The sequence below is a fragment of the Spirosoma horti genome (assembly GCF_054776595.1).
Map to the genome: position 1 here is coordinate 78,036 of NZ_BAAHBQ010000014.1, position 21,287 is coordinate 99,322.

Annotated in this window: 23 protein-coding genes; all 23 read right to left on the reverse strand. The window is 48.5% G+C overall.

The window, feature by feature from the left end:
- Positions 1 to 22: 22 nt before the first annotated feature.
- The 23 genes from ACYVAM_RS30585 to ACYVAM_RS30695 all read right to left on the reverse strand — a co-directional run bounded on the left by ACYVAM_RS30585 (position 23) and on the right by ACYVAM_RS30695 (position 21,083).
- The gene (locus ACYVAM_RS30585) at positions 23 to 4,852 is read right to left on the reverse strand and encodes a hypothetical protein (RefSeq protein ID WP_461073956.1); all 4,830 of its coding nucleotides are present in this window, start codon (positions 4,850 to 4,852) and stop codon (positions 23 to 25) included.
- Complete coding sequence (locus ACYVAM_RS30590) at positions 4,852 to 5,415, reverse strand: hypothetical protein (protein WP_461073957.1); 564 nt, start codon at positions 5,413 to 5,415, stop codon at positions 4,852 to 4,854. The genes ACYVAM_RS30585 and ACYVAM_RS30590 overlap by 1 nt, the downstream gene beginning before the upstream one ends.
- Before the next feature lie 106 nt (positions 5,416 to 5,521).
- Positions 5,522 to 6,949, reverse strand: a complete 1,428-nt coding sequence (locus ACYVAM_RS30595) for a hypothetical protein (RefSeq protein WP_461073958.1) — start codon at positions 6,947 to 6,949, stop codon at positions 5,522 to 5,524.
- A gap of 12 nt (positions 6,950 to 6,961) precedes the next feature.
- The gene (locus ACYVAM_RS30600; RefSeq protein WP_461073959.1) at positions 6,962 to 9,034 is read right to left on the reverse strand and encodes a DUF5977 domain-containing protein; all 2,073 of its coding nucleotides are present in this window, start codon (positions 9,032 to 9,034) and stop codon (positions 6,962 to 6,964) included.
- Between the two features lie 61 nt (positions 9,035 to 9,095).
- Complete coding sequence (locus tag ACYVAM_RS30605; RefSeq protein ID WP_461073960.1) at positions 9,096 to 9,371, reverse strand: hypothetical protein; 276 nt, start codon at positions 9,369 to 9,371, stop codon at positions 9,096 to 9,098.
- A 110-nt stretch (positions 9,372 to 9,481) separates the two neighbouring features.
- On the reverse strand, positions 9,482 to 9,883 hold the full coding sequence (locus ACYVAM_RS30610; RefSeq protein WP_461073961.1) for a hypothetical protein: 402 nt from the start codon (positions 9,881 to 9,883) through the stop codon (positions 9,482 to 9,484).
- A 149-nt stretch (positions 9,884 to 10,032) separates the two neighbouring features.
- On the reverse strand, positions 10,033 to 10,377 hold the full coding sequence (locus tag ACYVAM_RS30615; protein WP_461073962.1) for a hypothetical protein: 345 nt from the start codon (positions 10,375 to 10,377) through the stop codon (positions 10,033 to 10,035).
- A 333-nt stretch (positions 10,378 to 10,710) separates the two neighbouring features.
- On the reverse strand, positions 10,711 to 11,175 hold the full coding sequence (locus ACYVAM_RS30620) for a hypothetical protein (RefSeq protein ID WP_461073963.1): 465 nt from the start codon (positions 11,173 to 11,175) through the stop codon (positions 10,711 to 10,713).
- The gene (locus ACYVAM_RS30625) at positions 11,172 to 11,870 is read right to left on the reverse strand and encodes a hypothetical protein (RefSeq protein ID WP_461073964.1); all 699 of its coding nucleotides are present in this window, start codon (positions 11,868 to 11,870) and stop codon (positions 11,172 to 11,174) included. The genes ACYVAM_RS30620 and ACYVAM_RS30625 overlap by 4 nt, the downstream gene beginning before the upstream one ends.
- Positions 11,871 to 12,109: 239 nt before the next feature.
- Positions 12,110 to 12,406 carry a hypothetical protein gene (locus ACYVAM_RS30630; RefSeq protein ID WP_461073965.1) on the reverse strand — a complete coding sequence of 99 codons (297 nt, stop codon included), beginning with the start codon at positions 12,404 to 12,406 and terminating at the stop codon, positions 12,110 to 12,112.
- Positions 12,407 to 12,412: 6 nt separating this feature from the next.
- Positions 12,413 to 13,027 carry a hypothetical protein gene (locus tag ACYVAM_RS30635; RefSeq protein WP_461073966.1) on the reverse strand — a complete coding sequence of 205 codons (615 nt, stop codon included), beginning with the start codon at positions 13,025 to 13,027 and terminating at the stop codon, positions 12,413 to 12,415.
- Positions 12,955 to 13,770 carry a hypothetical protein gene (locus tag ACYVAM_RS30640; RefSeq protein ID WP_461073967.1) on the reverse strand — a complete coding sequence of 272 codons (816 nt, stop codon included), beginning with the start codon at positions 13,768 to 13,770 and terminating at the stop codon, positions 12,955 to 12,957. Before ACYVAM_RS30640 ends, ACYVAM_RS30635 begins: the two co-directional genes overlap by 73 nt.
- A 6-nt stretch (positions 13,771 to 13,776) precedes the next feature.
- A complete protein-coding gene (locus ACYVAM_RS30645; RefSeq protein ID WP_461073968.1) occupies positions 13,777 to 14,748 on the reverse strand; it encodes a DUF6712 family protein in 972 nt (323 codons plus the stop codon).
- Positions 14,749 to 16,032, reverse strand: a complete 1,284-nt coding sequence (locus tag ACYVAM_RS30650; protein ID WP_461073969.1) for a hypothetical protein — start codon at positions 16,030 to 16,032, stop codon at positions 14,749 to 14,751.
- A gap of 2 nt (positions 16,033 to 16,034) precedes the next feature.
- Positions 16,035 to 16,328: a hypothetical protein gene (locus tag ACYVAM_RS30655; RefSeq protein ID WP_461073970.1), complete on the reverse strand. Its 294-nt coding sequence runs from the start codon at positions 16,326 to 16,328 to the stop codon at positions 16,035 to 16,037.
- Positions 16,329 to 16,710: 382 nt separating this feature from the next.
- On the reverse strand, positions 16,711 to 17,121 hold the full coding sequence (locus ACYVAM_RS30660) for a hypothetical protein (RefSeq protein WP_461073971.1): 411 nt from the start codon (positions 17,119 to 17,121) through the stop codon (positions 16,711 to 16,713).
- A gap of 330 nt (positions 17,122 to 17,451) precedes the next feature.
- Complete coding sequence (locus ACYVAM_RS30665; protein ID WP_461073972.1) at positions 17,452 to 17,895, reverse strand: M15 family metallopeptidase; 444 nt, start codon at positions 17,893 to 17,895, stop codon at positions 17,452 to 17,454.
- Between the two features lie 83 nt (positions 17,896 to 17,978).
- Positions 17,979 to 18,497: a hypothetical protein gene (locus tag ACYVAM_RS30670; protein ID WP_461073973.1), complete on the reverse strand. Its 519-nt coding sequence runs from the start codon at positions 18,495 to 18,497 to the stop codon at positions 17,979 to 17,981.
- Positions 18,498 to 19,058: a hypothetical protein gene (locus ACYVAM_RS30675; RefSeq protein WP_461073974.1), complete on the reverse strand. Its 561-nt coding sequence runs from the start codon at positions 19,056 to 19,058 to the stop codon at positions 18,498 to 18,500.
- Positions 19,059 to 19,741: 683 nt separating this feature from the next.
- Entirely contained in the window at positions 19,742 to 20,146 is a 405-nt protein-coding gene (locus ACYVAM_RS30680) for a DUF3850 domain-containing protein (protein ID WP_461073975.1), read from the reverse strand.
- A gap of 12 nt (positions 20,147 to 20,158) precedes the next feature.
- A complete protein-coding gene (locus tag ACYVAM_RS30685) occupies positions 20,159 to 20,398 on the reverse strand; it encodes a hypothetical protein (protein ID WP_461073976.1) in 240 nt (79 codons plus the stop codon).
- A gap of 65 nt (positions 20,399 to 20,463) precedes the next feature.
- Positions 20,464 to 20,793: a LytR/AlgR family response regulator transcription factor gene (locus tag ACYVAM_RS30690; RefSeq protein WP_461073977.1), complete on the reverse strand. Its 330-nt coding sequence runs from the start codon at positions 20,791 to 20,793 to the stop codon at positions 20,464 to 20,466.
- Complete coding sequence (locus tag ACYVAM_RS30695; protein WP_461073978.1) at positions 20,790 to 21,083, reverse strand: hypothetical protein; 294 nt, start codon at positions 21,081 to 21,083, stop codon at positions 20,790 to 20,792. Before ACYVAM_RS30695 ends, ACYVAM_RS30690 begins: the two co-directional genes overlap by 4 nt.
- Positions 21,084 to 21,287: the final 204 nt, after the last annotated feature.

The window sequence follows — 21,287 nt, forward strand, 5'->3', positions numbered from 1 at the left end:
CTCCCTTACTTTTGCAACTAATTTATTTGCCTCCGAAACTGGAAATTGAACTTATTAAGGCATCCAATCGACCGGCGTTATTTGTCCCGTAAACGGCTCCGGTTGTCCCATTGGCCGCGTCCCTCACTTGATAAACCGCTCCCTCAACGGCGTTAATCGAGCCGCGTAAACCGCTTACCTGGTTAGCCATATTATCGAGGCCTCGTTTGGTCTCGGTCGATAGATGCTCGAGGCTCCGCTCGGTTGTAGTCGAGAGCGTATCGAGCGAGCGGGTAACGGCTTTCGAGAGCGTGTCGAGACTCCCGGTCGTATCGTCGGAGAGGTCTCCGAGCGACTTTGTAACGCTCCGGTCGAGCTTAACGAGGTTCTCCTCCGTATTCTCGGAGAGTTTGTCGAGCGACTTAGTAACAGCTTTCGAGAGGTCCTCGAGGCTTTTATTGGTGTCTTTCGACTGCTTCTCGATAACGGTAACGACATCTTTCGAGAGCGTCTCAATATTGAGTTTGGTATCGTCCGAGAGCGTCTCGATTGCATTAACGACATCTTTCGACATTCCCTCGAATCCCTGCTTTGTGTCGAGCGTTAAGCCCGTAAAGCCTCGGGTTAGACTGTTAGCCAAAGAGGTGAACGAGTTTCGTTGTTGTAACGATAGAGCCTCGAGGCCCTTGCCGTTATCGGAGCTCGTAACCTTGAGCCCTTTAATGATGTCCTCCGAGGCCGTTCTAATGGCTTTCGTTAGATCATTATTGAGCGTTAAGAATCCGGCTCGATTGGTCCGCTCAAGGTCCGTTAATAAGCTTTGTTGTTGCTTGTCAAGGCTCATTAGTTGACTCTCGAGCAATTTAAGCCGGTCGGTCGTGTGGGTGTCGCTTAGGGTAATCGCTTTCAGGATTTCGCCCAAAAGCCGGAGTTGCTCCTTTCCCTGAGCCTGAGCGATTGCGACCTCACTATCGGCCGAGGCTGTATCGAGAGCCGGGTCGGTCGCTCCTTCGTACATTCCTCCATCCTCGTAATAGCCGAGCTTTGGCTTATTGGTTATCTTTTTGGCCGGTTTGATGCCTCCGTATAAAAACATCCCTTTCGACCAATAATCCGCGTCTAGCATCCCGCCGTTACGGAGAGCCGGTCCTCGGTCTACGGGTTTGTGTCGGCTCCCAGGTGTGCGAGCGTTCGAGAACATTTGCTCGATAAGCGGCCGGTTTGCGGCCGTTTGCTCCCGGCTAATAATTGCCTCGTCTCCCTCCATTTCTCCGGTCTCCCGGCCGGTTTGCCGGTCAATGAGCGCAATACCTCCCCGGCCGTATTCCGAACCGTGTCGGCCTCCCTGAGCCACAAAGCCCCCATGCCGAAACTGCGGAGCCGGTTGGCTTTTAATCATAGCCACTTGCACCCCGGTCATAATTGCCGACATAGCCGCAAAGACAAGGTTCGCGGGCCAAAAGCTCGAGGCTAAGGCCTTAAGGGTTGCCAGAGCTCCGGTAATCAAAGCGGAGGCAACGTCGGCTTTTTTCTGTGCCTCCCATTGCTTACGCTTTGCAGCGGCCTCCATTGCTCGAGCCTTCACGTTCTCGGCCTCGATTTGCCGGTTTAACTCCTTTTGGTTTTGAATCCGGGTTTGTTTCTCGGCCTCTACCTTTTTGAGTTTTTCCCGCTTCTCTTTCTCGGCCTCCTCGATAGCCTTATCCGCTTGCTCCTTAGCGAGTCGAATCTTTTCTTTCTGGTCCTCTTTGGCTTTGGCGAGGATTTCCTTTGCTGCTTTTTCGTCGCCTTTCTGTACGGCCCCGATTGCCTTAAGCTCGGCCTCGGCTTGGTCCTTAGCGAGTTCAGTTTTAGTTTTCGCGGTTTCCTTAGCGAGCTCGGTTTGTGTTTTGGCCGTGTCTTTGGCTTGCTCAATTTTTACCGTTGCCTCATCCTCTGCGAGCTTTTTCTCCTGGTCGAACTTATCCTTTGCCTCTGCGAGCAGTTGCTTTCGGGTTGCCTGGTCTACGTCTTTCCGCTTTTCGATGGCTGCGATTTCCGCGTCCCGAGTAGCCTCGGCCGCGTCGATTCGCTCGAGCTTGGCATTAGTAGCGGCTTTAATGGCCTCTTTCTCGGCCAACTGAGCGGCCGAAATCGTTTGCTTTGCTTCGTCCTGAGCGGCCGAGATTGTCTCCTCGGCTGCTTGTTTTGCGGCCGAGGTTTTACCGTCTGCATTTTCCCTGTAGCCTTGTAGCTGTTCGTCTAACTTGCGCTTTTCCTCCGAGCTCGATAGTTGCCGGTATTGGCTTTCGAGGTCCGAAATAGCTTTCTGCGAGGAGTCTTTTATCGTCTGGATTTTGTCGTTACTCTCCTGCGTAATCTTCTGTTTCTCGAACTCGGCCGCGTCCTGAGCAACTTTCTCGAGTTGGATTTGATCGTTAAGGAGCTTAACCTTTGCGTCCCGTTCCTTCGTAGCTTCAGCGATTGCCCGTTCTGCTTTTTGCTGCTCGAGTTGGTTTAAAAAGCTTACGGCTGCGGTTGCCATTTGAGCAACGGCCGCGTATTTTTCCACGTTCTGAGCAAGCCGTTTTTGCCATGCCGATTTTTCGCCCTCGAAAATCTTGTCGGCATAGTCCACAAACGAGGAGAGGTCTCCCTTAAGCAAGGCCGAGAACGCGTTCGAGGCCGCGTTCCATTGCTCTTTTTTCTTGTCCTGTAGCTCCTTATTTATCTTCTCGATTGCGTCGGAGTGCTTTTTCTCTGCGAGTTGCCGCTCGTTATCATAGCGGCCCTCGATTGCCTCGAGTGCTCTCCGTAACTGCTCTTTATCGGTAATCTCCCGAGCCGCTTTCGCTTTCTCGGCCGACTCCTCGGCGTTCAACTTCTCGACCGTTAAACGGTATTGTGTGTTTTCCCGCTCCCGATGGATGTCGTTAAGCTTTTTTGCATTGCCTTTGGCGTTGAGCTCCCGCCAATCGAGGAGCGCGTTTTCGGCTTGCTTTTGCTGCTCAATAATGGCTTTCTCGGCCTCGAGTCGCTGCTTATCGAGCTCCTCGGCTTTCTTACGCCGTTTCTCTCCATACTCGGCCGAAACCTTTGTTATTTTGGTTTGGAGCTCCAAGTCGAGCGCGGCAATCTGCGCGTTTTTGTTTTTCTCATCGGCAACCGTTTTCCCGATTGCTGCGACCTTTTGGTCCCGCTCGACCATGAGCTTAACGAACTCCCTTTGCATCTCATCTTTGATAGATGTGATATGCGTCTCGGCCTCAATTTTGGCGAGGTCCTCGAGAGCCTTTTCGTTGGCTTTGCGGACATCCTCGAGGTGTTTTTGTTCGTCTTTCTCCTCTTTTTTGCGAGCTTTCTCGGCCGCTTTTTCGCGGTCCTTAATGGCTTTCTCCTGTTCTTTGGTTAGTTCCTTTTGGAACTTACCTCCTTGGTCTTTCCCGGCAAACTGAGCAGCAACTCCGGCGTTCGGGTCTTTCCAGGTGTTAACGATTTGGGTAACGCCGATTTTGACATTTTCCCCCATCGAGGTAAGAGCTGCTTTCCCGTAAGCTTTGGTTTGGTCCCAAGTCTTTTTAGCTCCCTCGACATTTCCCTGAGCGAGCTCAATCGCTGCTTTGGTGAAATTGAAAAGCATTTGCCCCGTGTTGGTAATGGTCTCGGCAACCCCAACGATTAGGCTTTTACTTATCAATAAAGCCGTTCCGATTGCTTTGCCGAGCAGACTAAGCGCGGGAATGGATTTGCTGATTAAGTCCAGAATAGCGGTAAAAATCGGCCGTAAGCCGGTCCCGAGCTCGACCATTAACGCGTCGAACGAATCGCCTAAATTGCTCGACTTTCCGGCGAGCGTTTCCATCATTTCGGCGTTTTGACCGCCTACGCCCTTCATTGTGCCTAGGGCTGTTAATACGCCGAGGGTTGCATCCTCCTGATTTTTAAAGGTATTGACAACCTTGCCCGTTACTTTGTCGAGGACCTCGAAACCCTCTCCCGTATTTTTGATAACGAGTTGAGCGTCTTTAAACTTAAACGAGACTTGCTCTCCGGCTTTGGAGGCCCTTGTCCCAAACTCCTTTAACCGCTCAAATTCGCCCGTTGCGGCATCGAGCAGGCCCTCGACCAATTGATCGAACGTCTTACCCTGCGATGCCGCTAAGTCAGTGAGGGCAACCATTTCTTTCTGAGTCGGTCGGAGCCCCCGGTTAACCATTTTGACGTAACCGTCGGTCAACTCATCGACCGAGAAAGCGGTCGTTGCTCCGAGTTGCTTAAGCGCGGCCATTGACTCCCTGGCGAGCTTAACGTTACCCCCGAAAGCGGTCGTTAAAACTTTCTCGTACTTCTCGAATTTGGCCGTTGTTTCAAAAATGGCCTTGCCGATGTCAACGACATAGCCGATAATTTGCAGGGCAACAAACGCTTGAAACGCCTTTGCCATGATGCCAACCCCGGAGCCGATTTTTTGCCAAAGGGTAGGCTTAGCGAGCTCCTCTCCTGAGTCCTTAATTTTATCGACCTCCTGTCCTACTTTCTTGAACTGCTTCTCGGCCTCTCCGAGATTCTTTGCGGCTTTGTTAAAATCGTCCGTTCCCGGCTTGAGGCTTTTAAGCTCCCGGTTAAGGTCCTTAATTCGGCTCCCTAATTGGCCGTAAGTGAGCGTCGTTATATCGACCTCTTTCTTAAGGTTTTTCGTTTCGACCTGTACGTCCTTGAGCTCGGCCTTGTACTTTTTCCACTCCTCGGAGCCCTTTCCTCCGTTTTTCTCAATGTCTTTTAAGGTTGTTCGGAGGTCCTTCGCTTTGGTGTCGAGTTGGGTTAACTCATTGGCTAAGTCTCTCCCATCGGCCCGTAAAGTGAGTGTTGCTGTTTCGTTTAGATTTACGGCCATTATTCAGAAAAAAGTAGTTTAATACCTCGCATTGCGGTTATATTGGATTGGTCGGTTAGGTCCCGAAAGAGATAGGGAAGTACGTCGGAGAGGAGCGGGTCGGAGTATATGCCTCGATAGCCCCGGCTTACGTTCGGGTGTCGCTGCTTATTCATTTTGATGCCCCAGGCAATGCGCTCGATTGCTGCCATTTCGGTAGCCGGTTTGATGCCTTGCGGGTAGCCGGGAATAAAAGCGAACTTGTTAAGACCGAGAGCCTCGACAAAAGCCTCCATTGCGGCAAGCGGAGGAGTCCGGGTGTACTTCATTGACCGGAGGTCCTTTAGTCGGAAGTAATCGACCATCTCGAGCCGAGCCTCTACGTAGCCGTTTCCCTCAACGGCTGCGTAACGTCGGAAGGAGTCGAGCATCTCTCCCGTTAGCGGTAGACCGGCCGCAATTGCCCTCGCTTTAAATGCCTCCTCTGCTTTGAGGATGTAACCCTCGAGGATTTTGCCCGTATCTCGGTTGGTTGTTAACCAGACCGCTCGAGCGTCTCCCCGTACTCCTGTTGCGCTTTCCATGCTTATTTTTTTGGAAAGCTAAACCCGAGGATAGATGCCAAAAAGGACATAAAAAAGCCTCGACCGTTTGGCCGAGGCTTTGCGTTGTAGCCGGTTTTTAGGCCGCTCAAGCCCGTAAAAGTGTAACCTGTGCCGGTTTGTTGATCGGGATAGAAACGAGCACCTTAACGACTAAATAATTAACGCCGTTTATATGGACCTTCTCGGCAAAGTCGAGCGTTGCGAGATCGAACTCGTTTAGATTGATGTCCCGAGTAACATAGAACCATTGCTGGCGTAATGCCTCGTTAACGCTCCAAAAAGTAGCCGCTAAGCCATTAACTCCATTCCAGTAAAGCGAGAGGTCATTTAAGGAGCTCGAGGCCGTAGGAATTGAATTAACGAGCTCGTTTTCGATAAAGAACAAAACTCGGGGAGAGAACTTGTTCGTTAGTTGGCCGAACTGCTCGGTAATGCCGGTTTGTTGGCATTTGGCCGTATCGAGCTCCGAGTCCATAAGCAGCGTCGAAAACTTACTCTTAAGCGGAGCAATGCCGGTCGGTTCGGCAAGCTCCGGCGTAAGGTAGTCCTCGAGCTCGAGCGGTTTGTCCTTAACGAGCGCGTCTCCCGAGTCGAGCTCCGAGCCGAGTTGCATCCGTCGAGCGGTTTCGGGTTGCTTTTTGAATAGCTTAACGGCCTTATCGCTCCAATCCTTTACGGCCGCTTTAGAAAGGATTTTGCTTGTAAAGCCAATAGTAAGCCTTTTCTCGGCCGGTCGAATGGTAAAGGAAAGGTTTAGGAGTTTGCGAAACTCGAGCAGAAATTGAGCGAGGGTAAGCTCGGGCAAATGCCTCGAGAGGGTAACGGCCGAGGCTCCGTCGAGAGCCCTGGTATTAAAGAGAATCAACTTTCGGAGCTCCGGCTTATCGAAGTATTCTCCGTCGAGCGTCGTTCCGGTTAAGGCTGCAATCTGAGCGAGCACGTAATCCACAAACGGCATCGGGACTCGAGGCCCGTTGTTTGTATAGGCTCCGTTCCCGCTTGGATTGGCCGAGTAATCGTTCATTTTCCCGGCGTAACCGATTGAGGCTCCGTTGGTCGAATAAAAGTTTGGGTTTACAATTGTGGGAAAACAAACCGCGTTAAGCTCTCCCTTTTTAACAATTGGTGTAAGGGTTGCCGGTAAAGCAATAGCCTCGAACTCAATCTCTGAGAGCGGTTTATTTTGATAATCTCCAAAAAATTCGCCCAGGGCTTGCACAACTGTAAACGAGTAGTCGCTCCCGGCCTCGGTCAAAACAGCAATGCCCGATTGCAAAAGTTGCCCATTGTAATACTTTTCACAATTGAAACGGTAAGAAACGACATCGGTTTGAAGCAAGTCCGGGTAGCCTAAAACGGCCCGATTTCGAGCCGTTGTCGGGAGGTTCGGAATGGTTGCTTTGTTGGAAAGGATGTCCTCGTAAACCAGGTGAGGACTAACGAGCTCGAGCTCGGCTCGGCTATCGAGAGCGAGGTCCATTGCCTCCCCGCTCATTCGGATTTGTAATTGCATGGTTTTGAGCGGTTAGATGGTTGTTACCTTGAAGTAATATTTATCTCCGGCCGAGGGTTGGACCGGAAAATCCTGGTATTGATAGCCGTCAATGTTTAGCCCGATGGTTGCGTTAAAAATGATCACTCCGTTTTTGTAAATCTTTACGTTAACGTTGCCCGATTTTGGTCCGTAACAGAGGTAACGCCAATCGGCCGACCTCGGAGGGAAATTCATATCGTTTGTGCCGACCGGATAAACATACGGGAGGTTTCGCCCCTGCAAATTCCACGTATTGCCCATGTCAGGCACAAAATAGCCGAGATGGTTTAGGATGCCCGTTGCCGGGTCTCCTCCCCAATAATGGAGCGCAATTCGGCTCGCGTCGGCTGCTCGGCAATGCCATTGGTCGGCCGGAAAAGCAACATCGTAAAGCTCCGGCGCGGCCGTACAAGTCCCGTTTGCGGTCGCGTAAGCCTGTGTATTTTTAGACTTATACTCGGCCTCGGCCAATGCGTCCCCATCTCCGGGAGCCTCTCCTCCGTACTTTCCGGCCGGTATCGAGATCGTTATCGTACCTCCGACCATATCGTTACCGCAATTGTTACGGGTAAAGGTTAGGTCTCGGCTAAAGGCTTTGTTTGGATAAGGAGTCGAGCCGGGAGTCGAGCCGGGAATATAAAGCGAGTCGATAAAATCCGGGTCTCCCTGAATGTTCGGCTTTTCGCTCCTCGGCTTATAAATCAAGTTGTCATCGGTGTAATACCGTTGGAGCTTGAGCGGTCGGCCTCTGCCGGTCCGTTTGCCGTTTGCGTCGAGGAGTTGCATGATGCCCAGGCCTCGCCAACCTGTCGGCCGTGATGCCGTAAGCGGAGCGACCGGCAAACTCGAGTAGTTTTGTACGGGAGTCGTTCGCTTAAAGGTAAATGTCCGGCTTATGAGGTCGGCCGAGTCGCTCGAATCGAGGAGGCTATTGGTAACGAGCTCAATCGGAAAATGACCTTTGTCGGTAACGACATAAAGCTCCTCGGAAAGTAGGAGCTCATCCAAGTAGCGGAGCGTCTGCTTTGCGTTCCGCTCAATCCATCCGGTTGAAACAGAGATTTCCCGCTCCCCTACCAGGTTAACGACTCGAATCTCGGGAAAGTCGGCAACCGCTCCGAGCGGCCGTTCGACCTCGGCCGAGGTACGGCTCGTTTTGAGCGTCTCGGAGCCCTCGCCAACGAGCCGGAGCGTGTCCCAGCCTCCCCGAGAGTTCGAGAACAAAATTAACCGCTCCTGTTGCCTGAAACGTGGGTCGATTCTAAACGAGCGGACCTCGCTTAAACGCTGCTTGTTCTCATTCGATAGCCAAACCTTATACGAAATAACTCGTTTCCCGAGCGTATCGAGGCCGAGGGCTTTAGGTCCGACCGGCATACAAACAACCTGATAGAGACTAACGCCCGTTAAGGAGCCTTTGTCGAGTGTTTGGATAGAGTTGTCCTCGAACATAACCTCGACTCTCCGAATCAGGGAGGCCGGAGTCGGTTTCTGATTGGCGAGAAAATACAAATACTCCTCCTGAGTCGAGCCGATAACCTTTCCGTCCGGCTGAGCCGTTAGAAAGGAGCGGTTCTCGGTAAGGTACTGGTCGAAAAACGCGTCTCCCCATCCGGCGAAATCCTCCTCCGTAAGTCCCGCTTTGATAACCCATTGTTTCGGCCTGGTTATCTCGGAGCCGGGAATTAATACCCCTTTGTTTTCAATGGACTCCCGGAGCTCGAACGGCATCGTTAGGGAAACAATAACGCTCATGTTCGATTGAGCAAACTCGGGCTTTGTGCGTTCGAGCGCGTCGTTAAGGAGCTCATCGAGCCGAAAGAACGCTCCCTCGAAAATGCTCGCTCCTCCCTTGAGTTGGGGAGGCTTCTCGGAGCCTGGTAACTTGAGCAGCCGCTCGAGCTCGGGACTTTGCCGGTAAGCCGGAATATAAATATCGAGGTAATACCGGAGGCCGGAGCGGTCCTCGAGCTCGGTGTCTACTGGTTCGATATTGTGCTCGATACGGTTTCGAGCAAACAAAAGCGGGAGGAAAGTAATGTCGGTTTTAAGTGTATCAATCATAAGAGGCCTAATCTTTCCCTAAAGATTAGGCCTCTTAACGATGCCAGAAAGGACCGTTTCGTTAAGGTAGATCCTCGAGCTCATCGAAATCCATCGTTACCCGATAAACGTCCGGCCGTGTCAGAGTGAGCGTAAAGAAAACCGGGAGGTTTCTCCGGGTTGCAAAGTAGTTGAACCGCTCCTCGATGTCGATTGCCGAGGCCTCGCTCAAGGCTGCAATCTCGACAACTATCTCCCCATCTTCGAGCCGTTTAAATACCTGGTCGGTAAGCCCTAAAAAGTCGCCTTTAATTTTGCTGTAATCAATCGGGTTAATCGGAGTCGTTAAGCGTATCATTTCGGAAGTTTTTCCGAATGATTGAGCCGCGAGGTAAGTCCCAAAAGGACATAAAAAAGCCCACTCCGTAGCTTAGAGTGAGCTTTTTTATGTCTAAATAGTTATTTTTCTTAATATGCCAAAAGCACAAACCAACCGGCTGCTAGCTCAATACGTCGATAAACATCATCAGGGTTTGTTGCCTCATTTGCCATACTAGCAAATATCTCATGCTCAAGTCGGTTTGCATCAAAAAGTGGAAAATTCTTATTATGGTCTAAGTTTTCAGTAAAAAATTTTCTGAGCTGAGACTCTTGTGAACCAAACTTTTGGATATACAATCCCTGTAATCTACCAGCATGAGCTCGTAGTGTGTGAGCATCTGACCTAAAAGCACTCAAAGTTTTCAATGCTAGTCGCTGTTGAGCAATAAAGTCAATAACGTCTTTAGTAAACTTGTCTGCCGCTTTTTTGTGGATTGAAATTTCATCCCCATTCTCGTCTGGTGCGGTTGCCTGTACTTGATCTTCCATAAATTATAAATTTTATCAGTTTAATAGTAAACCCTTCTCATAAGAATATAAATCCACTTATTAACATGATTTACTATTTGGCATATCTATCTCATAGTGTGTACAATATGATAATCCAGATTATGTCTGGAGAAAACTAAATAATTACCTTAGTTTTCAATTCCAAGAATTTCAGATATTTCTAGTTCTTTGTATTCCCTTTTTGTAAACATCACATCTAGACCTCTAAACCATTTAAAGTATTCCTCATATGTGATAACACCTTTTATAGTTAATTCAACGATATAAGGCTCTTCGCTTTTTACTGTACTATCGATACATAAGAAAGATACTTTTAAGGCATTACTATGAGCTAAAAAAAAATGTGTACCTATAGGTTTATATCGAGTTAGGTCTCCTCCTTTTTCTTCGAAATACATATCTAAAACTCTTCCGTCAGATGTGTCTGCCGCCGATGTTCCTAGATAATCATCATAATGTGCTTTTGCTTTCATGTTTAATAGATATTAGTTAAGATTGATACACTTTTTCATATTAAACACTGGTAAGCAAAAAATAGTCCGCTTAATTATACCGTTTCCGGGTTGTATAGGGATTCTCCCAGATAAAGTTCTTAACGCGTTTGTCGGCAAGGAGCTCGGCCGCTCTCTCCGGCTTTCGGGTAACGAACCGCTCCCAAACGGAGTACCTAACGAGGCCGGTCTTTGTTGCCGCAATATTGCTTAGATAATAGGCCTTTGATCTTTTCCCGGATAGGTAGTAAATAAACACTATCGGAGCGGCCGGAATACAAACCAACCAAAAGAGAATAGCTCGTAAAATCATCGTTATGAGTATAAAACTGAATTAACCGGGAGTGCAAACTTAACCTTAACCTCGTAGCCATAAACGGCATCTATCGTAATCCACGAAACCGGCTCCATTAAGAGCGGCTTGCCTTCATCGAACAGAATCTCTTTTCCGTCCTGAGCCTCGAGGAGCTTGTAAATATCGAGAGCGATTCGCTCGGCCTCATCGAAAGCCGCGTCCTCGGCCTCATAATCTCCGAGCCGTTTGCAATGGCAAAATATGAAAAAAGTAACGTCGAACCATCCGAGGACCTGCTCGGCTCCGTTGTTAACGAGCTTATATTTAGGCCGGAGGCAAAAAACGCCCGGATAAACGTCGGTGCTCCGGCTGTCTGCGAGCACTCGCTCCCATCGGTTGCCATCGGAGAGCATCGTATATACTACGCCCTCGACCTGTTCGCACGTTGGCTTTAAATAGTCCCAAAGTTCTTTTGTTGCGCTCATTGCTCTGCTTTGTTACGCTCGGCCTCTGCGAGCAAGTCCTTAGAATTTTCCTCGAGGAAAAGTAAAACCTCATGTACGTTTGCCGACTTGGTTTCCTGCAACGTTCCGAAAATGCCCTTTTGGGCAAGTAAGTGTTGATTTTTAACGAATCCTTGAGCGGGATACTCCTCCGGCTCCGAGGAGCCTCCCTCGCTAAATGCCTGGTATTGGTCCAAGATGCTTTTCAAGTTCCCGGCGAAATAAAGCAGGATGGTCATTTTTACGCCCTCATCGAGCGTAGAAACGAGGCTTGCTCGCTCTTTGGCGATAAACTCGTTATAGGCCTCCCGAGCGTCTCCGTTCCAATCTTTCGCGGCTTTTTCGAGCTCCGGCCGCTCTGGTCGGCATAGGGTAGCAATCAATAAATTTAGATGCTCGCTCCCTGGTACTAGTTGCCGGATGTAGGTTAAAAAATGGATATAAGCATCGGTAAGCTCCCCGTAAGTCATGGTATAAAACCGCTCCTCCGGGAGTAGGAGTCGGAGCGTTTCGTCCGGCCGGATAAACCGCTCGAGCTTAATGTCGATGTGAGTAAAGGGCTGTTTCTGGATTGGTTCGGTCTCCATCCAACGGAGCGAGCGGGAAAGGTCGTACAAAACGATTGCGTTCGCTTTTCGGGCTTTATGACCAAGCTTAGGCGAAAAGTGTTTTTGCATTAACGCTTTCCATTTCTTAGGCCTCATATTGAGAGCGAGCCGAATTATCTCGAGATAACTGTCTCCGGTCTCCGGCATAAAATAAACTTGCCTCAATAGGTCCGGTAAACGTTCGTTGTCTACGTCGGCCCAACATTGAGGCAAGTTTTCTGGCTGATTATCGAGTGTAATCTTAATCATTCTCGGGTTTCTGATTTGCTTGTCACAAAACAAGCGAGCAGACCGCCGAGCGAAAGGACTTAAACGTTATCGAGTTCGTGCTCTTTGGCGTAAGCCTCGAAATCGACCGAGAGTTGAGAAACGCCAATCGCGGTTGCTCCGATTGCGCTCGCAATAATGCCGGAGATAAAAGCCGCCTGGTTGCCGATAAACGAAACGAGGCCGGGAATCTCGATGCCCTTTTGTTCGGCCGCTAGTATCGCGGCTCCCAGGATGCCGAGCACAACTCCGATTTTCTGAATGAGCTTAAAAATGCCCGAGTTTGGAGCGGTCAATCGTTGAATAAACGAGAGCTCATTTTGTACTGTTGTTTGCATGGTTGTCTACTGTTTGAACTGGTTTAAAGTTGGTGTTATCCAATTAGCAATAAGCTTAATCTCCGACATCCTCCTCCGGTTGACGTAACAGCCTCCCTTTGTGCCTCTCCCTCCGGTCGTATTAAAGCCGATACATTTAACGAAATCCGCTTCCGGGTCCCATTTATCCTCGGCTAAACCTTCGATGTGTGAGGCATAAAGCGAAACGGCATCCATTTTTTGCGGTTGGATGCCGCTCCGTTGGTTTCCCCGTTGGTTCTTTCGGTAGATTATTTTCTTTTGGTCCGAAAAGTAACTCCGAACCGCTCCGGCCGCCCGGACCTGAATCCAAAGGCCATTAACCCGATGCACGTAACTGAACGCCGATGCACAATAAAACGCTCTATCCGAAAGGCCGTTAAAACGGTTAATTTTTGAGATCCATTTCGCGTCGTTATTGTTGGTTTTTTCGGTCATGCCGAGATACGTTGCCGCCGTATCGTAAATGGCTTGCCGGAGAATAGCCTCGTCAAAGGAGACCGGCCGAGTTGGGACCGGCCGGTCTCTTTTTAGGGTTTGACCAAATGCGAAAGAGCAGAATGTAAGAGAAATAAGGCAACTAAAGAAAGGGTTAAAACGCATCGCTGGAAAGGTGTTAAATCTTCGTAAAACTCAGTTATGAAATCTTTCTTAGTACGGAAAAAAGGGAGCACGTAGAACAGCACAAACGGCGCAAAAATGAGGAGCTTAACCAGAGCGAGCGGCAAATCAAAGAACTCGACAAACTTCTCGAGGAAAAACTTTTGTATCGAGGTCGCGTCGTAAGGCTGCATCTTGAGCTCCGGCGTTTCGTCCGAAATCGTTGTGTTTACCTTTTGGATGTGCTCTCCGTAACTGACAAAAAAGCGATAGGAGAAAAAGATAACGCCAATTAAAAGAGCCATTTGCAAAAAGACCTGTACTCGCTTGCCGCCGAGCCGCTCGGTTGCTGCTTTGGGCTCCGAGGCCTCCTCGAGCTCCTTCGGAATCTCGAGGCCTAATTGAGCAGCCATGCCGACCGCGTTCTTTTCGCTCTCAATTGCCCAACGGAGGTACGTCATTTTGGAGGCTTCGTCGGTCTCCTTAGCGGCCGAGGCTCGGAAGTTCTGAGCGTCTTGTCGTAGTAGGTTATACATATCGACCTGCGCGTTATACTCCTCCTCCTGAACTTTGCGCCGTTTGTCCTCGAGCTCCTGTCGTTTGTTTGCGAGCCGCTCGGCCTCTTTTGTGAGCTCCTCCTCCTCGGCCAAAATGTCGTTTGCCTCATTGACCGGCTCGGGCTCGGGCTCGTTCCGGGTGATTTTAAGCGGAGCTTGCCGGATTGTGGTTTGTTTGTTCGTTTGCATTGTTGTTTAAAGGATAACCGTTGGTGAATTTGTAAAGTCGTCTGGTAAAGTCGTTTGGCCCTTATTGGCCTCGTAGTAGCCGGAAAACAGTTCGGCCGTTGCTGTCTTATCGAGGTACTTTTTGGCTCGGTTTAGATAGACCGTTGCGTCGGTTAGAGCCTGTCGGCGTAGATCGTCCCGAACTCCGGCTCCGGGAGCAACCTGCTCGACTAAACCGTCTTTCGAGCGTTGCTCGGAGGTCCCGGTTAGAGAGATGTTAAGCTTTAGGTAAGGCAAGGCCTCGTAAATGGCTAAGTGAGCCAATGCCGGGAGCACTTCGTCAAGGAGTCGCTTTTCGGCTGTCGTTAAGGTTAAGCTCCCCGAGTTTTGCCATTTGCTTTTAAGCTCATCGAAAACCGAGTCCGTTAAGGCCGGTCGGATGTAGAGATTTTCCGACCGTTCAACGTAAGTGACTAACTGGTCAAACATCCGGCTTTGTCGGCCCATCGTTGGAACCCATCGAGCGAGCTCCGATGCCGAGCGGATAAAGACCGATTGCCGTTGCTTATAGGCTTCGGAGGTTTTCCAGGCATCCGGCCGGAGATGTTCGAGCGTCGTAAAAAAGTCCTCGAGCGAAAGGTCCAACATTTGGAGGTTGGCCTCCTTCGTGTCGATGTACTCCCATTTCGTTACCGCAATTGTATTGTTCGGATTTGACTTGGTGAGGCCTAAATCTCCGACTCTGATTTTAAGATGTGGAAAAGCTAAATCGTAGCTATTCCAACAAATGCACGATTGAGCAAGCTCGAGGAGCTCCTTTTCGTCCTCATCCGGGAGCTCGGTTAAGTCCTCTAAATACTCGAGCATCTCCGGCCCAACGAGCCGCCGAAACCAACGGAGCGAGGTTTTAATGAAGGGCTCGACCGTCTCGATACTAATCTTTGCTTGGATGCCGCCGAGGTGTAGCTTAAGCGTCTCGGCATTTATAAAGTCGCTCATTTATTCCGCTTGGTTTTGATTAACTACGGCCTGTTTGCCGTTGGGATTTGCGTCGAGAGTCGTTAGCTGAACTCCTTTAAAGGCCGGGAAAACATCCGTATAGCCGAGCAACCGGAGCGCGTAAATAGTCGGCTCCAAAATGATGTGCCGATGTATGGGCGTTCTGTAGTGCTGTTGATAGTCGGCAACGACTCGAATCTGAGCTCCTGAGTCTCCGCTCTTGGAGCCGGGAGTTACGCCCCCGAGGACCGGCAACAACCCTACTGCGTTTGTAATGGCAACGTTAGACATCTCGGAGACTTTCGAGTAAGCATCGTCGGATTGCTCATTTTTGAGCGGAACAACGTCTACGCTATCGAGGGCCTTTCCATCCTCCCCGCGTAGGTAGCGGACCAAAAGCGATTTATTGACGTTATCGACTCCCGAAAGCCAACTCTTAAGGCTATCGCCAAACTGAGACCATTTCTCGGCTACCTTTTTGCTGTCGAGCTCTTTGTCTCCCTCCTTATCGAAATAATCCCGAGGCATCTTAATGAGATACTTAAGGTTATAGCCGTTTTTGATGCCGCTCTTATGGAAAAGCGGGATAAGGTTTGCGAGCTCAATCCACTCCTTAGCGAGCCACCAACTCGGGTAATCATAGAAAGGATTCCCCGAGATTATCTCCCGGCAATGTAGAATCGAGACAATGTTCGCTTTCGGATTTCGCTTATCAAAAGCCGGGATTTTCTCGGATTCTTTCGGGTTAAAATATTGCCGGTCTCCAAAGTTTGGATTAAGAAAAAAGTCGCTTATCGGCTTTCCTTTCCCGGCTGGCTTGCCGATACGGGTCGAGAAAGAATCGGAAACGCTAAGCAATGGCATCCCGCCCGGAGTGAACTCGAACCGCGTAAACGGATTGGCGTTCGTTACCCGCTCGTTAATTGTGCCGATTATATAATTTTGGAGCTCCGTCTCGAAAGCCCAGTCCTCGAGCTTAGCGTCGGTATAAGGCTCGAGCGTCTGCTTTCCGTCCTTGATTATCCGCTTAAAAAAGCCCAGGCCGGAGCCGTAGATCATGTCGCGCATAGCCTCGAGGAGCGGCTCGACCTGGTTGTTTTGCTCCTTAATCCGGTTCATCTCGTTAGGCTTATTATCGTTGACTCCCCAGGGTACATGGTCGAAATTGTTACCTCCCTGAGCCGATGCCGCTCCGAAACTTTGGTCCCTGGTCCCGGTCAACTGAACGACCGCTCCGAAATTCTTGCTTTCGATAACGAAAGCCTCGTTATTAATCCACTGCATTGCTAAACGGTGTGATTGACCTTACGGCCGTTATACTCGAGAATGAGGTCGATAAGGATGTTAGAGGGCTGATTTGTCGCAAGGTCCTCGACTAAAAGCACATGGTTAAGGTTGACGTTTCCCCGATATTTGCCCTCTCCCGGATTGTTTTTCGCGCTTTTACGGCATCGAGGTTTAAAGCCGATTGTCCCGTCTTTCCGGGTGTATTTGAGCGAGAACTCATGCGGTTTACCCTCTCCCCTGGTGTCTTGGTGAATCTCGGCAAACATTACCCTCCGGCTTATTGTGTTACTCATTCGGTTGCCTGTTCTGGTTTGTTGTCTTTGTCAAATTTCGAGCAGGAATCGACCTCGGGAAAGGACCGTTTTGCAATGGGAGTAGGCTGCTAAATGCCGTTTTGTTGCGGCTTATCGGGAGTCGATTTCGGCCGAGGAGGTCCCGAGAAAGGGCAATCGGAATAGCTTAACGCTCCGCACTCCTGAGCTCGGCAACTGCATCGGCTTTCCCGAGCCGGAGGGAAAGAGCTCCGGTCGAGCTTTATCGGCATCGGATGAGGTAACGAATGGATTTTCTCCGGTGACTCCCTAATAATTAAAAACGCTAGTCCAATGACTAGGAAAAGAAAACCAACCAGTATAACCAGTAGAGGAGCGTAAGCGGGTATTGTGATTTGAAACGTCATAATCCTTTGAGTTTAGCGTAAACAGTTAGTACGAACAGGAGTCGCCAACCCCAATTTTCAAGCTTAGCGACTCGCTTTTTATTGGTTTCCTCTCCGAGCTTTTTCTCGACCGTTGCTAGATTCCCGGCCGTTGCTTTGCCTACCTTTTGGCAGTCCTGAAGCTCGAGCGTTACCCCGCCGATTGTCTTGTCCTTTTCGGTAATGGACGCTTTATAACCCTCCTCCCGTTCTTTGGCAAAATCTCCCTTAAGGAGATCGGCGTTTATTTTTTTGGCGTTACGAACGAACTCGGCTCGAGCACTATCGAGCGACTCTGTAACGCTGATTGATTGAGCGCAAAGTCTCGAGCTCAGACATACGAGCAGCAGAATCGAGAGCCATTTGCTCCCGGAGTTTATTGTTTTCATTTTCTAAGGTTTTGACTTTTGAGGTTTGAACAGCGACTCGGCCGCTCCATTTCAGAGAGTCGGCAACGGCCTGGTTATCGGCGTTTAGCTTAAGGAGCTCGGTTCGTTCGTCTTGACAGAGCTCGAGCGTCGCTCGGTTGAGAAAGTAGGAAACGCCGAAACCGATAGCGGCCGAGATTGCGACCGATACGGCCTCCCAAAAAAAGCGGTTGTAGTTGCTCCGAATGAAGCTCGAGAGGTTAATAATTGCTTGTTTCATTCTCAAAACTGCAACCTTAACGACCTCCCGGAAAGGACGAAAAAGAGCCCTCCGGCCGGAGGGCTCCCTCGCTATTTCTTAACCATCTTCTCCCATCCGGTCAACTCAAAATGAGGCTTATCTTTGATCGATTTAAAATTTCCTCCCCAGGTGATGCCGGGAGTTTTGAGCACAAACGGAGCAAACAGGTCGAACAGAGCCTCGGTATATAGAACCTTACCGTTACCGTTTTTAAACGCGACATCGAACGCAAAGGAGGGATTAAAGTTGTGAGCAGATTGTCCGGCTTTCGCGTTGGTAACGCGTTCGTCGGCTTCGTCAATTTTACCGTCTCCGTCGTTATCCTTTTTGTCGGTCGGCTGCTTAAAGAGCGCGTCTTGCTCCTCATTGCTCCGAAAGGTTGCCGTTAAGAACGGCATCGGAGAGCTGGGAAATTTAAGTTTGAACTCGGCCTCGGCTTTGCCAAAAGCGTAAGCTAAGAGCGGATGTAAGTCGTTAATCGAACGTGATGCCATTATCGTATTTTGTTTCTACGAAGGTGCAAGCAGCTCGACCAACTGTAAAGGACACAAAAAAGCCCTCCGTTTCGGGAGGGCCTTTAGGTTATTGCTATATCAAATTCAGCTTCTATCTTATTGGGTAATGTACTATCCTCCATTGCCCTTTCTTTATTTATTAAGAAGTAAGCTGCATCAGAGGTGGATTGTGAATGAATGAATTTAGTTGGAGGAAAAACATTACCAAAAATGTTACTATATATCCTAAAGCGTTTATTTTCATCCTTTTTCTTATCTACCTTAAGGAGATTTGCTCCTACTATACCAAAAGATACAGTTGGGTCCCTTTGATACAGATACACCATTATTTTTAAGCAAGTAGCAAAAATTCGGCTACCTCCTCCTAGGCCAGTCAGAAAATTGTATCTGTTTTCAGAGAGTCTGTGGGCTTTCAAGAAATACTTAATTGCATATACATTATTAGGATAGAGTTCTGCTCGAACTATATAAGCATGTCCCAATTTGTCATTAAAACGAAAAAGGTGCGTCTTAACTAAGTTAGGACGCACCTTATATCTATCAACTCCGCAGTAATGATACGGATAAGAATCTCTGAACATTTAAAGAATGTATTCGTAGGCCTTGCATCTGTTCTGCCACAGGGTATCAGCATCTAAAGTAACAAATTTAGACGATGAAGCTGAAATTGCTATATCAGCTTTACGTAAAATTTCGCCTACCTTACATTTTTGGCGTTTTACTGCTTTCATTAATTTTTTTCGCGTTGAATAAGCTTGACTTGATGATAGGAAATAAATGATAGTCCACCATCTAGAAGCGCCTTTACTGTGCTGATTATGATTCTTGTGGTCATGCCAAAGAAGGTCATAGTACACTTCTAGTGTGTCCTTAAAATGACGTAACGCCGCGTAAGCCTCTGAATTTACAGTTATCTCATTTGAGAATGATACACTATCTAAAGTCAGAGCGAAGTCATTAAGCCTCTCATGTGCATTTTTTTGTAAAACGATTAATTCCGAAAAAGAATTCTTTATGTCAATGAAAGTTGACATGCTCAGTTTAAACGGAGCGGCTATCTTCTGCCAGTATGCCGTAATGTCATCGAATTCCCTATCAAAGGAGATAACAGTACTCTGGCTCATTACTATTGAGGTGTTCATAACTCAGCTTTATTGAGTTTCTAATGCAAAAATAACTAAAAATGCACTGGGTTTGTTGACCGCTTATAAAATTTTAATTTGCACTATCCATTACATATCAACGTGTTACATTGTCGTAATATTGCATTTTTCCGGGATAAACAGAATATAACTTGACAAGGTATTGCATTTGTCCGGGCGTTGTGTTATATAATACATACGCGCGCGAGAAGCTCTAATCGAGTATTGTAATTTTCGACTATCGTATCAGTGATGCATCACTGATACGATAGTCGAAATCATAACCTTAAAGACTAAAGTATTCTCTTAAGTTACGAGATAAAGGTATCAACCGGTCTCGAAACTCGCTTGTCTTACCCATCAGGCAGACAGTTCTAAGCTTACTCAAAGGGCCTTCGACTAGTTCTGAATTAATCAAATGCACACAACAACGCCCCTTTCGTTACCGCTTGGAATGCTGACATCTACGTAACAGGTCTTAAACGTTATTACGGGATACATGAGCCGGAGCTTTGCAATCTTCTTAAAGTGACAATTGCCGGAGCTCTGTCGTTAAGGTTAAATTTTCGAGCAAACGAGTTCTGTAGGTTGAGACCTCTCTCGTAACCATCCGTTTTAAGCGGATGGTACGGCGAAAAAAGCAAGCTCTTTCCAGTCGATTTATAACGGTGTGTCTCATCGTCTTAGGCCTGGTTAGTGCTCCGAAAGGAGTTTTGTATTAACTGGATTCCCATAACGACAAAGCCCTTTTTGATGCCGTAGTTACCTCCCTGGAGGACATACGTAACGGTTGCGAAAATTACTCGGCCGGTATAGGCGTTGTTTTTATACTCAGAGAGCCGGAGCGTGTCTCCTGTCTTAAATTCCCGGTCGTTAAGCCGAGCCTCGAACGGCTTGGAACCATCGACTAAGGAGTCGAAAAACGTGTCGGCTACTTTGAGGTAATGGGTTTGCGGTCCCTCGGTTCGCTTAACGGGTACTTTCCGAAAGCCTTCGATTGCTTTCTTAAGGGAGAGAGCGTCGGCTTGAATTTTATTGATAACGGCCGGAGTTAATACGAGGCCGGAAAGGATTGTTGCAAGTTTCATCGGTCGGAGAGATTAAAGGGTTTGGAAAAGCGAGGGTTGTTGTTTGATAGCGAGCTCGGCCTTAAGCTTTTCGTTTTCTTTCTCGAGCTTGTCGGCTTGCTCGGCTCGGTCGATAACCTCGTTAAGCGTCCTTTTTAGTCCTTCCTGGTTAACCTTGTTAAATACTGCGTGAGTAAATCCTATGTCTAGTAAGGTGTGCAATTTGCCGCCGTAAGCGAGGCTTAATCGGAGTAGTTTGATTTTCTCTTTCATGGTCTTTTTATTTTTGGAAATTTGTTTGCTTTGGCCGACCTCGAGTGAGATCGTCCGGTATTGTCTTAAATGCCTAGTCGTTCTTTTACTGCTTGATTTCTCCGGCGTGAGCTCGGCACTACTACGCCGTTAAGGAGTGTGATTTCTCCGGGATGCTTTCCCTTTTGGTATAGGCCCTTGATATAGGCCGGATTAATCAAATAACTTTTATGCGTCCTGATAAGCGAGGGGAGCAATGCCTCGTAATGCTTGAGATGTTTCGAGGACATTACGAGCCTTCCGTCTTTGAGGAAAAACCTCGAGTAATTACAGTCTCCCTCAACATAAAGGATGTTTGCGGCCGAGAACAATTGCCGAGCCCTCCCCTGTCCAACTTCTATTATTTCGGCGTTCATTGGTTTGGTTGCTCAACGGCCGTTAACTCCTGAATCCGGGTAAGAGCTTTTGAGACTTGCTCCAAGTTGGTAGCGTTGGCGAGGGTTCGAGCGAACTCGAGCAGAACGTCCCGGCTTGCGAGATAAAGCTCCCGATTCTCAGGCTTTAGCCTGTAAATTATCTCTCCCCGGAGCGAAGTCGTTCTCCGCTTAACGGCCGATTTAATCGGCGTTTCTGCGAGAATAAGCAAAGCGAGTTCATGGAGAAACGCATCCTTAATGGCTTTCTCGGCCTTTTGGTCATTTGGCATAATCATAAAATTTAGAGGGTAATTGAGCAAGTTCTTTCGATGCCAATAGAGGGCTGAAAAAGGCAACGACTATTAAATGTACGTCGTCAAATGAAAGTGGACAAAAGGGGTGAAAATGAGAAGAGACAATTTCCTAAATTGTTTCACTCAAATCACCTTGGTTATGTCCAATTCAGCCAAAAAATCCCCTTCTAGTCGTTCCAA